We start from the raw sequence: 14492 nt of genomic DNA, 5'->3' as shown, positions 1-14492 counted from the left end.
GAGGACCCGACCGGCCAGTAACGGGACTTCAGCGGCCACCGGCTCTGTCCTCCCACGGCCGCAGTCCCTACAGTGACCGCCCGGGAGGTGAGCCGATGGCGACGCACGAACCAGGACCCGCCCTGTCCGCCGGGAGTCCCCCCGGCGCTCCGTCCACCGCGCCACTGACCGACCCGCGGTACGGGTCCGCCACCATCACCCCCCACCTCCTGCGCTACCTCACCCTGGTGTCCGCCGAACGCGGTCACGACCTCGGCCCCGCCCTGCGCCGCGCCGGACTGAGCGAGGCGGCCCTCAGCGCGGTCGGCCAGCGGGTGTCCTACCGGCAGGGCAGCTCCGTGATCAGGGAGGCGATACGGGACCTCGGCGACCCCGCGCTCGGCCTCGCCGTGGGCCGCCGCCAGCGGGTGACCGCATGGGGGCTGGTCGGCCTCGGCCTGCAGGCCAGCCCCACGCTCCACGACGCCCTGCGGCTCGGCGTCCGCCACCACGGTGTCACCGGGTCCATGCTCGACTACCGCATGGAGCGCGTGCCGGCCGGCGCCGCGATCCTGGCGACCGCCCGGTACACCGACTCAGGGCTGCGGGCGTTCCTGCTCGAAGAGGCGTTCGGCAGCATCGTCGCCCTGATCAGGGACGCCTGGCGCGAGGACTTCACGCCGCACTCCGTCGCCGTACGCCACCCCCGTCCGTCGTACGGTGACGCGTACGAGCGCTGGTTCCGCTGCCCCGTCACCTTCGGCGCGGCCGACGACCGGCTGGTCTTCGCCGCCGAGTCGCTGGACAGCCCGCTGCCCGGCGCCGACCCGTACACCCTCGCCCAGGTCGTCGGGCTCCTCGACGCGGCCCGGGCGCAGGGGCGGGACCGGCAGGACCTGGTGCAGGGGCTGGAGGTGTCGGTCGCCCGGGCGCTGCCCCACGTGCCGCCGCTCGCCCAGCAGGCGCTGGCGCGCGGCATGAGCGAGCGGACGCTGCGCAGACGGCTCGCCGAACACGGCACCAGCTACGAGGCACTGGTCGACTCCGTCCGGCTGGTACGGGCCGAGGAGCTGATGACGACGAGCGACCTCCCTCTGCACAGGATCGCGAGAATGCTCGGTTTCAGCGACGCCCGTACCCTGCGCCGCGCGGTGACCAGGTGGTTCGGCACCAGCCCTTCCGCGATGCGCGGCTCCCCGGCACGACGCCGGTAGGGGCACCGGCGCGGGCGCGGGCCCGTCGACGGGCCGCCGATCCGAACAGGGTGCCGCAGTCCGGGTGCTCTGCGGCGCGCCGCGCCCCATACTTGATCCAATGACGGCAGGGGAAGGCGGTTCGGTGAGACATCCGGGATGGGGGCGGCGGGCCGGAGGACCGGCGGTGCGCCGGGCGGCCGCTGTGGCCGAACGGTTCAGGATGCGCAGCCGTCTTGAGTGGCTCAGCCTCGCCGGCACCGAGATCGGTACCACGCTCGACCTGGAGGGGACGGCGCAGGAACTGGCCGACTTCGTCGTGCCCCGGCTCGCGGACGGCGCGGCGATCGACCTGCTCGAGTCGGCGCTGCGCGGCGAGCACGTCGAGGCGGGCCGGGACGGCGAGCGGCCCGTCATGCGGGCGATCGCCGTCTCCGCCGTACCGCGCCTCATGCAGCTCGAGCCCGATCCGGTGGGCGAGCTGACCTCGGTGAACAAGGACACGATCGCGGTCCGCGCCCTGATGCGCCGGCAGCCGCTGCTGATGAGCCGGCTCACCCGGGACGACTTCGCGCGGGTGGCGCCCACCGCAAGCGCCGCGGAGAAGATGCGCGCGGCCGGGGTGCACAGCTACATGGTGGTGCCCCTGATCGCCCGTGGAGTGCTGCTCGGTGTGGCCGACTTCGTCCGGGCCGGCAGCAGGCCCCCCTTCTCCCGCACCGATTTCGTGCTCGCCCAGCAACTCGCCTCCCGCGCCGCCGTGTTCGTCGACAACGCCCGCCTGTACAAACGCGAGCGCGAGCAGGTCGTCAGCCTCCAGCGCAATCTGCTGCCGCGCTCCACGCCCAGGACGCTCGGCCTCGACGTCCACGCCGACTACGCGCCCACCGCCGACGCGAGCGGCGTCGGCGGCGACTGGTACGACGTGATGGCCCTCCCCGGCGGACGGACCGCCCTCGTCGTCGGCGACGTCATGGGACACGGACTCGCGGCGGCGGCGGCCATGGGCCGGCTGCGCGCCATCGCCCGCACTCTGTTCGCCCTGGACACGGTGCCCGAGCGGGTCCTCGCCCGGCTCGACCTCGCGGCCCGTGACCTGGAGGACGACCAGGTCGCCACCTGCCTGTGCGCGGTGTACGACCCCGCCACCGCCGAGTGCACCCTCGCCACGGCCGGCCATCCGCCGCCGCTGCTCGTGGACACCGCGGGCAACGCCGAGTACGTCGACGTACCGGTGGGCGCGCCGCTGGGCGCCGGTGTGATCCCGTACGACCCGGCGAAAATAACCGTGCCCGCCGGCAACCGGCTGATGCTCTACACCGACGGTCTGATCAAGATCCGCGCGGAGGACGTCGACGTGCAGCTGGCGCGGCTGCGCAAGGCCGCCGGTGCCGCCGGTGCCGCGGAGCTCGAGTCGTGCGAGCTGCTGACCGGTGGCTGGGGCCCCGGAAAGCGCTTCGACGAAGCGGTCATGCTCGTCGCCACGGCGTACGGACCGCGCCAGGGGGAGGACCTGGCGGTCTGGACGCTGCCGCCCGACGCCACGGCCGCCTCCGCGGCCCGCAGGCTGGTGGTGGAACAACTGGCCGGCTGGGACCTGGACGGCCTCGCCGACACCACCGAACTCGTCGTCAGCGAACTCGTCGGCAACGCCCTGCGCTACGGCGGCGGCCCCGGGCAACTGCGCATGCTGCGCCACGAGCGGCTGGTCGTCGAGGTGTCCGACACGGGCCCCGACCTGCCGCTCATCCAGCACGCGACGCTCAACGACGAAGGCGGCCGGGGCCTGCAACTGATCAATATGCTCTGCCGGCGCTGGGGTTCGTGCCGGACCCCCCACGGCAAGGTCGTCTGGGCGGAACAGGACATCGTGCCCACAACGGCCTGACCGGGCCCCGGACCCGTTCCCCGGAACCCGCCCCGGAACTCCTCCCCGGGAACCGCGGCGGGCCGTACGTCGTGGTACCGGCGTAGAGGGGTACCGGGACGAGGGGAGTTCACCGTGGCCGCGAGTGCCGTGCGGATCGACGGAAACAGTCTGCTGCTGGGCGGCGGCGTGCGGGTCCGCTTCATCAGGACGCTCCGCCTGCCGGAATCGGGGACGCACCAGCTGCCGCCGGGGCTCGGCGAGTTCCCGGTACGGCGCGTCGAGGACCACCCCGGCACCGTGCCGACGTGGATGCGCGAGCGCGGCGGTGTGCTGCTCCCCGTGTACCTGCGCGAGGCGATGTGGCTCAGCTTCGCAGGCAGCAGCGAGCCGGCGGCCCTCCAGGTCGGCGTCGGCAAGGTCTGCGCCGTCTCCGGCGAGCCGTGGCGCGGCACCCTGACGCGGACGCCGCAGAACTATGTGGTGCTGCCCCGCCAGCCGTGGCTGGACGGCATCAACTCCGGCAAGGGGACGGTACGTCAGTTCGTCGCCGTACCACTGGGGACCGGGGCCACTGTCGAGGGGCAGGTGACCGGCGAGGAGACCTGGGGCGGCGTACAGCTGCAGGCCTTCGGGCTGTCGGCCGCGGCGCTGGACGCCTGGCGGCAGGAGGAGCGGGCGCGTGCGCAGCGCGCCGCCGCCCACCCGTGGGCGGGCGGGCCGCCCGCCGCCCCGATGGCCTTCGGCGCCGCCCCGCCCGCGCCCGGGGCGGCGCCCGCCCGGCCCGCGGGACCGCGCCGTGCCCGGTCGGCGTCGATGGGTCTCGGTGTGGGCGGATCGATGCGGCAGGAGGTCTACCGCGACGACCGGCCCGCCGCAGACTGGGCGCGGGAGCCTTCCGGCCGGGTCTTCGTGCACCTGGTCACCCCACCGGAGTGGCGGCGGATCACCGGTGAGGACGCTCCGCCCTCGCCCGTCGACCGCGCGGCCTACACCCGTGCGGGACTGCCCTGGTACGACTACTACGACGAGAGCGCCGCCGACCTCGAGCCGGCCGGCCCGCTCACCGGTGTGCGGCCCGTCGGCGACTGGCTCGGCGACGACCACACCCCGTGGCAGGCACCGGCTCCGGGGCAGGTCGTGCCGCTCGGCGACGCGCCGAAGCCGGGGAAGGCGGTCACGGACGGCGACTGGTGACCCGCCGCCGTCCGTGACCCCGCCGTCCTTGATCCGGGCCGCCCTTGCCGTCAGGGCAGTTCGGTGAAGGGCGCAAGGAACGCCCGGGCCCCGGGAGAGTCCAGACGGTACGTCACATTGGTGGCGTAACACGGGGAATCGCCCGTGATCGTGGTCGACACCAGCGTGCGCTCGCCGTCCAGGGTGGCGAAGTTCGGGCCGCCGGAGTCGCCGTAGCAGGCACCACCGTTGCCCTGCGGGGCGGTCATGGCGAGACGCACCCAGGACGCGTTGAGGGCGTCGAAGGTGACGGGCGCCTTCATCCGGACACCGCCGCCGGGGTGGGTGTGGCCGCCCGGTCCGCGGGCGGCCTCCTGGGTGCCGTACCCGGCGACCACGAACGGCGCGTCCTTCAGCCCCTGCGGGCCGAGCGCGTCGAGCGCCCCCGCCTCGGGCAGGGCGGCCGGCGTGAACGACCAGCGGGCCCGCACCTTTGCGGCAGGCAGTTCCACGACGGAGATGTCATGGGTGTCCGCCGCGGGCCCCGGATACCCGGGGTGGCTGTGCGCGGTGCCCTGGACGCCCACGGCCTTCGCCACGGCCGTCGGGTCGCCGGGGTGCCGCGCGGCCGCCTCGTCGAGGCCGGCCTGCACGTCCTGGTCGAGGGAGACGTAGAACCTGACGTTCTCCGGCCAGTCGGTGGTGCAGTGCGCGGCGGTGAGGAACGTGTCCGCGTCGATCATCGTTCCGGAACAGACCCAGTCCACCCGGTCGGGTGTGGCGGGGTCGTCGTCGGCGTCCCAGGTGGCTACGAGCGCACCGACCTCGGTCCGCTCGGGAGCGGGCGTCGCGTTGTACGAGTTGATCGCGGACGACGGCAGGGCCGTGCAGAGAACCAGGGCGCAGGCAGCGGCGGTGACGCCGGTCAGACGTATGGGCAGGGCAGTCAAGGGAAACCCTTCGCTGTCACGGGACGGGATGCTCCTGTGGGAGTGATCGACAGTGAAGCGCGCCGCGGACGGTGCGGCAAGGTCTCCGGCGCCGCGAAGCGGCACCCGGAGCAGAAAGCGCGTGCCGTGGCCCCGCGGCCACGGCACGCGCTCCCCTCGGGGAGGTGGTTCGGATCAGACGCGCTGCCAGAGCGCCGGGACGCTGGGGGGCTCCCAGCCGGTCTGGGCCTGGTGACCCTGGAGGCAGCGGTAGGCGGCCCCGCCGTAGGTCACCTGGTCGCCCGCCTGGTAGACGGTGCCCGCGGCCCAGGTGCCGCCCGGCTCGCCGGGCTCCTCCGGCGGCTCGCCCGGGTCGTCGGTGGTGGTCTTCAGCGTCAGCCCGTACCCCTGCAGCAGCGGGTTGATCGGCTGGTGGTACGTGGTGCCGCCGCTCCGGCAGTTGCCCGAACCACCGGAGGTGACGCCCTGCGCCTGACTGCCGGAGATGTACGAGCCGCCGGAGTCACCGGGCTCGGCGCACACGGTCGTTCGGGTGACGCCGGTGATGGTCCCCTCGGGATACGTGACGCTGGTGTTGTGCTGCGAGATCGTGCCGCAGTGCCAGCCCGTGGTGGACCCGGAGCGGCAGATCGACGCACCGACCGGCTGCTGCACCGAGCCGGTCACCTGCACGTTCTGACCGCTCTGCCCCTTGACGTACGGGGTCGCGGTCCAGTTGCCGTTCGTCGCCACCCAGGCCGTGTCCCGGCCGGGGAACGTCGACGCCTGGAAGGTGCCCTGCGCGACGTGGTTTGGTCTCGGTGGGAGGTGTGCCGAAACCGTAGGGAACAACAACCCCCGTGCAGCAGCTATCGGTTGGCCCCCTCCACGGCGTTATGGAGGACCCGGCTCCGGTCGGCCAGCCAGCGCGTGTAGCTGGAGCTGCGGGCCGACGCGTCGGCGTGCGCCGCACGGACATGCCCGACGACGTCGGCGGCCCGCAGCGCCGCCGGTGCCTCCGGATGCCAGCCGAGCAGGTGCCGCCAGACCAGCGGCGCGCCGCTGAGCGGACGTGTCACCATGCCGGGGGTCTCGGGGAACGTGGCGCGGCACAGGCCCACGGCCCGCCCCACCTGCACCAGATGGACGCAGGAGGCGGTGTCCGTCTCGTACACGCACGCGGGGGTGAAGCCCGCCCGGACACAGGCGGCGGCGAAACAGTCGGCGAAGCAGCCGTCGCCCGGTACGTCCGTCCAGGCCTCCGCCGCCAGTTCGGCGAGCTCGCTCTCGGGCCGTGGTGCCAGCGGGTGGTCGGCGGCCAGCGTCACGAACACCGGGTCGCGGGCCACCTCCGCCCACGCGAGCCGCCCCGACTCCGGCGGTGCGCTCTCGCCGCACGCGCCGATCAGCGCGTAGTCCAGCCTGCCCTCGGCGGCCGACGCGGCGATCTCCCGCTCGGACCACGACGTGTGCGTGACCACTGCGACCCCCGGCTCCGCGGCTGCGAGCCGGTCGACCAGCCCGCCGAGGGGCGGCCCGTGGGTGCCGCCGAGCCGGAACGTGGTGCGCGGGCCGCACCCGGCGCCCGACCGGGCGAACCGCACGGCCTCCTCCTGGAGTTCGTGCACCGCGGGCAGTACGACCCGGGTACGGTCCAGGACCAGTTCACCCAGCGGGGTGGCCCGCACCCCGCTGCGTCCGCGCTCGAACAGTGTCCCGCCGAGCGAGCGCTCGATCCTCTTCAACTGCGCGCTGAGCGCCGGCTGGGCGAGTCCCAGCGCGGTGGCCGCCTTGGTGAGACTGCCGGCGTCGGCGATGGCCCGGATCGTCCTCAGGTGCCGTAACTCCAGTTCCATGCCAGCAGCTTGGCGCGGCGGCAGGGCCGCGGCAATAAGCAGGTCCAGACCAAAGTCGCGGCGTCAGGTTCCGTCCGGCGGGCCGGGCTCCAGCAGCGTCTCGGGGACGACGGGGCCGCCGGGCAGCGGCGGCATCGTCTGCTCCGTCCAGACCGTCTTGCCCTCCCGGGTGTGCCGGGTGCCCCACCGCGCCGTCAGCTGCGCGACCAGCAGCAGACCCCGCCCGCCCTCGTCGGTGCTGCGGGCCCGCCGCAGGTGCGGCGAGGTGCTGCTCGGGTCGGAGACCTCGCAGATGAGCCGCTGATGGTGGATCAGGCGCAGCGTCACGGCACCGCCCGCGTACCGGTAGGCGTTGGTGACCAGTTCGCTGACGATCAGCTCCGTCGCGAAGGTCATGTCCGCGAGTCCCCACGCCGCCAGCTGATCCGCCGTGAGCCGGCGGGCCCGCGAAGGCGCCGTCGGCTCGGCAGGCAGCTCCCAGGTCGCGACCAGCTCCGGCGCCAGGGTGAGCGTCTGCGCCAGCAGCAGCGCCACATCGTCGGCGGGCCGCGCGGGCAGCAGCTCGTCGACCACCGCCTGGGCCAGCTCCTCCACCGGCCGGCCGGGACCGGCCAGCGTCGTGCACAGCTTCGCCAGACCGGCGTCCATGTCCTGCTGGGAGAATTCCAGCAGGCCGTTGGTGTAGAGGGCGAGCACGCTGCCTTCCGCCAGCGTCAGTTCCGCCGCCTCGAAGGGCAGCCCGCCCAGCCCCAGCGGAGGCCCGGCGGGCAGGTCCGGGATGCTCGCCTCCCCCTCGGGTGTCACCACGGCCGGCGGCGGGTGGCCGGCCCGCGCGACGGAGCACAGCCGGGTCACCGGGTCGTACACGGCGTACAGGCAGGTCGCGCCCACCACCTGCTCGCCCGGGGCGCCTTCGATGTCCTGCTCCTGCTCCCCGGCCAGCCGGGTCACCAGATCGTCGAGATGGGACAGCACCTCGTCGGGCTCGAGATCGAGATCGGCCAGTGTGTGCACGGCGGTACGCAGACGGCCCATGGTCGCCGCGGCGTTGATGCCGTGCCCGACGACGTCCCCGACGACGAGGGCGACCCGGGCGCCGGAGAGCGGGATGACGTCGAACCAGTCCCCGCCGACCCCGGTCGCACCGCCGGCCGGCATGTACCGGTGGGCGAAGACGACCGCCGGGTGCGAGGGCAGCTCGCGCGGCAGCAGACGCCGCTGGAGCGCCAGCGCCGCCCGGTGCTGCTGGGTGAAGCGGCGGGCGTTGTCCAGTGAGACCGCGGCCCGGGCCGCCAGCTCACCGGCCAGGGTGAGGTCGTCCTCCTCGAACGGCTCCGGCAGCCGCGACCGCCACAGACTCACGAAACCGAGGACCAGCCCGCGTGCCGTCAGCGGGACCACCATCAGCGAATGGACGGCGGGAGCCGCGGCCCCGATCCCGCGTTCCCGGGCGGTGACGGCGCCCGGGACGTCGATGAACTGCTCCAGGACCGGCCGGCCGGTCGCCAGGCACCGGGCCTGCGGCGACCCCTCGGGGTACGAATTGACCGTCCCCACCGGGACCAGCAGATGCTCGGTCTCCGGTGTGACGGTCCGGTGCGCCGTCCGGCGGACGGGACCGCCGCCCCCGTCGGCGACCGGTTCCTCGCCGCGGCTGATCGCTTCGAGCAGATCCACGGAGACACAGTCGGCCAGCCCCGGCACGGCGGCCTGCACCAGCTCCTGTGCCGTCGTGCGGACGTCGAGTGTGGTTCCGATGGTGGCGCCCGCCTCGGTGAGCAGGGCGAGCCGGCGGCGGGCCCGATGGCCGTCCGTGACGTCCTCGACGAGCTGCGTCACCCCCAGTACCCGACCGCTCGCGTCCTCCATGCGGAACGCCGACACGGAGACGTACCGCTCCTTGCCCGGTTGGCCCACCACCCGGCACGGCTGCTCGGTGAAGATCATCGGCGTGCCGGTGCGCAGCACCTCGCGCAGGCCCGCGTCCACGGTCTCGGCGTCCGCGCGTGCGAGGAAGTCGCCGATGCGGTGGCCGCGCGCCTGCTCGGGCGTGATGCCGCCGATGCGCGCGATCGCCCGGTTGATCCGCAGGATGTTCAGACCGGGGTCGTGCACCGACAGGCCTATCGGCGATCTCCGGAACAGCCCGTCCATCACCGACCGGTCGATCTCCCACTGCACCACTTCCTCGGCGGGCGCGGCCACGAGATACCACTCGCGGACCCCGTCCGCCCGTGTCACCTGGCGAACCCGGACGCCGAAGCCCTTCCTGCGGCCGTCACGTGCCCGTACCGGTACGACCCCGAACCAGCCCCGCCGCCGGACGCATGCCGCCGTAGCCTCCAGCACGACGTCCCGGTCGGCGGGGTCCACCAGCACCTCGACCGCACGGCGCCCGAGCACCTCCGCGGCCGGGTGGCCGACCAGCGCGCGGGCGCGTTCGCTCCAGCCGGTCACCAGGCCGTGGCGGTCCAGCACCGCGGAGGCGGCTCGACCGTGCGAGTACGGGTCCTCCGGGCTCTCACCGATCAGGGTCACGGATCCGGTCATCGGTCCTATCCTGCGCCCGGTCCTGCGGGCACGCGAGCGATGAATTCCGGGCAGCGCGGCGGTCACAACCGGGGAAGTACGCATACGCCCGCACTGACACGCCAGGAGTCGTCATGCCACGCATCACCCCGAACCTCTGGTTCGACACCCAGGGCAAGGAAGCCGCCGAGTTCTACATCTCCGTGTTCCCGAACTCGCGGATCACGCGCACTTTGTACTACGGCGAGGCCGGACCCGGGCCGGCCGGCACCGTCCTGACCGTGGACTTCGAGCTCGACGGACAGGAGTACACCGCGATCAACGGAGGTCCCGAGTTCACCTTCAACGAGGCGGTCTCCCTGCTGGTCAACTGCGCGGACCAGGAGGAGGTCGACTACTACTGGCAGAAGCTCGGCGAGGGCGGGCAGGAAGGCCCCTGCGGCTGGCTGAAGGACAAGTACGGCCTCTCCTGGCAGGTCGCCCCCGTCGTGCTGACGGAGCTGCTGGAGGACGAGGACAAGGAGCGGTCGCAGCGCGTGATGTCGGCCATGCTGGGCATGAAGAAGATCGACATCGCCGCTCTGCACGAGGCCGCCGACCGCGCGTGAGCCGCACCGGTGGGGCGACCGGTGTGCCAACGCCGACCAGGCCGATGCGCCCCGCGCCGGCCCGGCCCGGTGCGCCACTGCGCCCGGACGCCGTCTGTGCCCGGGGCCTCTCCCGGCCAGGCGTGCCCCTACCCGTGGGGCGGCCGGCGTGCCCGGCGCCGGTCAGGCGCGGTGTGCCTGCGCCCGGCCGGCCCCGTGTGCCACTGCGGCCGTGGGCGACCGGCGTGCCCCGCGCCGGTCAGGCGCGATCCGCTCCTGTGCCCGGCCGACCCGGTGCCCAGGGCCTCCCCGGCCACGCATGCTCCGTAGCCGTTGGGCGACCGGCGTGCCCCGCGCCGGTCAGGCGCGGTGTGCCCGCGCGCGCCCGGCCCGGTGCACCTGGGGCCGTGGGGCCGTGGGCCGGTGTGCCCGGGCCCGGGCGTCCCGCCCGGCGGCCGCCGGGCCGCACGCGGCGCCGCGGCCGCGTCCTGCACCGCCCGCGGCCCTACTCCGCGGGCGGTGCAGGGAACGCGTAGAGGATCTGGGGCTCGTCCCATTCGACGAACGTGTACTCCACCGTGGCCCCGAGGCCCTCGAGCAGCCGCCGGGAACGGAGGTTGGCCTGCTGCGTCAGGGCGACCACCGCGGGGGCGGTTGCCGGCACATCGCCCCGCGCCCACGTCACGGCCGCGGCGACGGCCTCGCGGCCGTAGCCCTGGCCCCAGTGCTCGGGCAGCAGCTGGTACGACACCTCGGTCCGTCCGTCGCGTGCCCCCGGTTCCACCGTCACCAGGCCGACGACGGTCAGGTCCGCCTGCCGCACCACGGCGAAGGCCCCCGGAGCGCCGACGCACCTCTTCTCACGGATGCGTACGACGTTGCTGTCGACCGGCCCCCCGAGATGCCGCCGTACCTCGGGGTCCGTCCACAGGCGCGCGATCTCCGGTACGTCCGCGGCGGCGACGGGACGCAGCGCCAGCCGGCGCGTCGTAAGGGTGGCGGGCCAGACGGCCGTGCCGGGTGCGGAAGGCATGACGGCGATCATGGCACGCGCCGACGCGGCCCGGCGCCGGGCCGAGCCGACCGGGCGGCGGCACACTCCGTACCCGGCGTCGCCGTGTCAAGGGTTGAACGCGGCGCACGAATCGGAGTCGCGTGTCTTGTCAGGAGTTCGAAACACTCCTACAGTCCAGCAGCGAATGGGAGCGCTCCCACGGCACTTTCCCCCCTGCTGAAGGGACACCATGCGACATCGTTTACGCGCCTTGACGACGGCTCTGCTCCTCATGGTCGGAGCGCCGGCCGCGTCGCTGTCGGCAGCACCCTCCACACAGGCCTCCACACAGGCCGCCACGCGCGCCGCCGCGCAGATCTGCGAGCAGTACGGCACCACGACCATCCAGGACCGGTACGTCGTCCAGAACAACCGCTGGGGCACCAGCGCCACCCAGTGCCTCGAAGTGACCGGCACCGGCTTCACCGTCACCCGGGCCGACGGCTCGGTGCCCACGAACGGAGCACCGAAGTCCTACCCCTCGGTCTTCAACGGCTGCCACTACACGAACTGCTCGCCCGGTACCCGGCTGCCCAAGCAGGTCTCCACCATCGGCTCGGCACCCACCAGCATCTCCTACGGCTACGTCGACAACGCGGTCTACAACGCCTCGTTCGACATCTGGCTCGACCCCGAGCCGAAGACCGACGGTGTCAACCGCACCGAGATCATGATCTGGTTCAACCGCGTCGGCCCCATCCAGCCCATCGGGTCACGGACCGGCTCCGCGACCGTCGGCGACCGGAACTGGGAGGTGTGGACGGGGAACAACGGCGGCAACGACGTGATCTCCTTCGTGGCTCCCGCGGCCGTCACCAGCTGGTCCTTCGACGTCATGGACTTCGTCGACCAGACAGTCAGCCGGGGCATGGCGGCCGACAACTGGTACCTGACGAGCATCCAGGCCGGGTTCGAGCCCTGGCAGGGCGGCGCGGGCCTGTCGGTCCACTCCTTCTCGTCGACTGTCACCGCGGGCGACGGCGGCGGTGAGGAGGAGCCTCCCGGCGAACCGGCGAGCAGCTGCGAGATCGGCTACGCCGCGAACGCGTGGCCCGGCGGATTCACGGCGGAGGTGACCATCAGGAATGCCGGCACCGCGCCGGTCGACGGCTGGAACCTGGGCTTCACCCTGCCCGCCGGCCAGAGCGTCACCAACGCGTGGAACGCCTCGGTCACCTCGGCCGGCGGCACCGTGACCGCGCGCGACGTGGGCTTCAACGGTCACATCCAGGCCGGCGGCATCCAGTCCTTCGGCTTCCAGGGGACGTACAGCGGCGCCTTCGCGGAGCCGGAGCGGTTCACGCTCAACGGGACGTCCTGCTCAGTCGTCTGACGAGCGGGCCCGTACCCGGCCGCCGCCGACGGCCCGTACCCGGCCGCCGCGCCGGCCGGGCTCCGTACGGCGGCAAGACCCCACCCGGCGTCCTTGAAGGCGCGGCCTGGTGGCTCCGGCTCCATCGGTCCCCCGCACGAGGGGGCGGGGGACCGATGGAGTGGGCACGGCACCGACTGACACGGCCGGGGCGCGATGCGACCCTGGTAGGCGGCACGGTGTTCCGGTGGGGGAGGGACCTAAGGAGCCCGGTGGATCTGGAAAGCACCCTCGACGAGCTGTACGCGCTGCGCCCCCAGGAGTTCACCGCGGCCCGCAACGAACGCGCGGCACGGGCCCGCCGGGCCGGTGATCGGGAACTGGCCGAGCGGATCCGGGCCCTGCGCAAGCCGACCGTGTCCGCGTGGGCCGGCAATCTCCTGGTGCGCCGGGAGCCGGAGCGGATCCAGGCGTTGATCCGCCTCGGCGAAGGTCTGCGCGATGCCCACCGGAACCTCGACGGTGAGCAGCTGCGCGAGTTCGGCAGGCAGCAGCACCTTCTGGTCGGCGCGCTGGCGCGGGAGGCCCGCCGGCTGGCGGCGGAGGCGGGGCAGCCCGTCGGGGAGTCCGCCCTGCACGAGATCGAGGCCACCCTGCACGCGGTGCTGGCCGACCCGGACGCCGCTCGCCAGTGGGCCGCCGGCCACCTCGACAAGCCGCTGAGCGCCCCCGTCGGCTTCACCGGCCTGGAGGCGAGCGCCACGGCCACGCCCAAGCCGGCCGAGCGGGCAAAGCCGGCCAAGGAGTCCAAGGGCGCAAAGGAGGCGAAGCCGGCCAAGAAGGCCGAGGAGGCGGAGGAAGCCACGGAGGCCGAGGCGCCCCCGCCGGCACCGTCGGCGGAGCAGCGCCGCGCGGAGAGGGCCGAGCGGCGCCGCCGCGAGAAGCTCGACCACGCCCGGCAGGACGCCGAGGCGGCCGAGCGGCAGGCCCGGGAGAGCGAGCAGGCACGCGAAGAGGCCACGGCAGAGCTCAAGCGTGCGCAGGCCGCGTTCGAGGAAGGACGGGAACGGGTGGACGCGCTGTCCCGGGAGCTTGCCGACGCGAAGGCGCGTCACCGGCGGTCCGAGAGCGGGCTGCGCGAGGCCCGCGACCTCGCTCGGGAGACGGAGCGGACGGCCCGGGAGGCGCGGCGCCGAGCGGAGAAGGCGGTGGCGGCGGTGGACCGGCTGTCCGACGGCGGCGGGTGACGCGCCGGGCCTGTTCTCAGGCCGCCTGCTTCGCCCGCCAGCTCTGTTCGATGCCCCGCATCAGCGGCGGATACACGAGCAGATGCCGGAACGGGGCGATGGCGGCCATGTAGGCCCGCCCCCACAGGCCGTTCGGCTTCACCAGAACGGCCATCTGACCCCGGTGGCCCCCGGTGCCGTCCGGCACCCAGCTCAGGTGCATCACACCGTGCACGGTCCGGTTGGCCATCTCGGCCGCCCATTCGTCGCCCGTCAGATAGACCGGCGTGAAGGGCAGCCGCTCGAACGCCGGACCGGACGGACCGTCACGCAGATCAGCCGGCAGCCGGTCGCGCAGCGTCGGCACCCGGGAGCCGACACCCGAGCCGGGGCCGTCCCAGCCGAGCAGCTTTCCGAGCCGCCAGCGGACGGCGAAGAGGGTACGGGCCACCCGGGACGGGTTGTCCGCCGTGTCGCCCCCGGCCGTCTGCCGCACCAGCCGCGGGAAGTCGTCGGGCCCTCCCGGCGTCGGCAGCGCCCACACGTCGTACAGACGGAAGTCGGGTGCGATCTCGTGGATCCGCCACGGCCGGGACGTGTGTGCCGTCTTCGGGAGCTTCATTCGTCGACCTCCACCTGTTCGGTGACGCGCCGGGGCCAGGGGGTACCGGGTCCACGCCCCGCCCGGCCTGGATCGCCACGATCCACCACGCAGTGTGCCCGCCGCTGCCCCCACGGAGCATCGGCCCCCCGGCCGATCCCGCCTCCGCCGCTCGGGTGAGGG

At 73.8% G+C, this 14492-nt stretch carries 11 protein-coding genes and 1 pseudogene; 6 read left to right on the top strand and 6 right to left on the bottom strand.

The genetic code is table 11. The features are described from left to right. Positions 1 to 95 precede the first annotated feature (95 nt). The 3 genes from OGH68_RS02850 (at position 96) to OGH68_RS02840 (ending at position 4236) form a co-directional block, all read left to right on the top strand. On the top strand, positions 96 to 1193 hold the full coding sequence (locus OGH68_RS02850) for an AraC family transcriptional regulator (protein ID WP_264241724.1): 1098 nt from the start codon (positions 96 to 98) through the stop codon (positions 1191 to 1193). A gap of 202 nt (positions 1194 to 1395) precedes the next feature. Continuing rightward, positions 1396 to 3060, top strand: a complete 1665-nt coding sequence (locus tag OGH68_RS02845; protein WP_264241723.1) for a SpoIIE family protein phosphatase — start codon at positions 1396 to 1398, stop codon at positions 3058 to 3060. 114 nt (positions 3061 to 3174) lie between these two features. Continuing rightward, positions 3175 to 4236, top strand: coding sequence for a hypothetical protein (locus OGH68_RS02840; protein WP_264241722.1), 1062 nt, complete (start codon positions 3175 to 3177; stop codon positions 4234 to 4236). 50 nt (positions 4237 to 4286) lie between these two features. On the opposite strand, the gene OGH68_RS02835 is transcribed toward OGH68_RS02840, so the two are convergent. From OGH68_RS02835 to OGH68_RS02820, 4 genes and pseudogenes are all read right to left on the bottom strand, one after another. Next, entirely contained in the window at positions 4287 to 5165 is an 879-nt protein-coding gene (locus OGH68_RS02835; RefSeq protein ID WP_264241721.1) for a S1 family peptidase, read from the bottom strand. Between the two features lie 174 nt (positions 5166 to 5339). Next, positions 5340 to 5957 (bottom strand): annotated as a pseudogene (locus OGH68_RS02830) (carbohydrate-binding protein); the annotation flags it as partial. Between the two features lie 56 nt (positions 5958 to 6013). Then, the gene (locus OGH68_RS02825) at positions 6014 to 7000 is read right to left on the bottom strand and encodes a LysR family transcriptional regulator (RefSeq protein WP_264241720.1); all 987 of its coding nucleotides are present in this window, start codon (positions 6998 to 7000) and stop codon (positions 6014 to 6016) included. 63 nt (positions 7001 to 7063) lie between these two features. Further along, complete coding sequence (locus OGH68_RS02820; RefSeq protein WP_264241719.1) at positions 7064 to 9550, bottom strand: SpoIIE family protein phosphatase; 2487 nt, start codon at positions 9548 to 9550, stop codon at positions 7064 to 7066. A 113-nt stretch (positions 9551 to 9663) separates the two neighbouring features. On the opposite strand from OGH68_RS02820, the gene OGH68_RS02815 reads away from it, so the two are divergent. Next, a complete protein-coding gene (locus OGH68_RS02815) occupies positions 9664 to 10137 on the top strand; it encodes a VOC family protein (protein ID WP_264241718.1) in 474 nt (157 codons plus the stop codon). 484 nt (positions 10138 to 10621) lie between these two features. On the opposite strand, the gene OGH68_RS02810 is transcribed toward OGH68_RS02815, so the two are convergent. Then, positions 10622 to 11149: a GNAT family N-acetyltransferase gene (locus OGH68_RS02810; protein ID WP_264241717.1), complete on the bottom strand. Its 528-nt coding sequence runs from the start codon at positions 11147 to 11149 to the stop codon at positions 10622 to 10624. 211 nt (positions 11150 to 11360) lie between these two features. Between OGH68_RS02810 and OGH68_RS02805 the strand changes: the two genes are divergently transcribed. Together OGH68_RS02805 and OGH68_RS02800 are read left to right on the top strand one after the other, a co-directional pair. Beyond that, positions 11361 to 12503, top strand: coding sequence for a GH12 family glycosyl hydrolase domain-containing protein (locus OGH68_RS02805; RefSeq protein ID WP_264241716.1), 1143 nt, complete (start codon positions 11361 to 11363; stop codon positions 12501 to 12503). 251 nt (positions 12504 to 12754) lie between these two features. Beyond that, entirely contained in the window at positions 12755 to 13729 is a 975-nt protein-coding gene (locus tag OGH68_RS02800) for a hypothetical protein (protein ID WP_264241715.1), read from the top strand. Positions 13730 to 13745: 16 nt separating this feature from the next. Here the strand turns inward: OGH68_RS02800 and OGH68_RS02795 are convergent, their stop codons facing one another. Next, the gene (locus OGH68_RS02795) at positions 13746 to 14330 is read right to left on the bottom strand and encodes a DUF2867 domain-containing protein (protein ID WP_264241714.1); all 585 of its coding nucleotides are present in this window, start codon (positions 14328 to 14330) and stop codon (positions 13746 to 13748) included. Positions 14331 to 14492 lie beyond the last annotated feature (162 nt).

The organism is Streptomyces peucetius (assembly GCF_025854275.1).
Classification (GTDB): domain Bacteria; phylum Actinomycetota; class Actinomycetes; order Streptomycetales; family Streptomycetaceae; genus Streptomyces; species Streptomyces peucetius_A.
Note: the sequence above shows the minus strand (reverse complement) of the source record. Positions and strands in the feature narration are given on the sequence as shown.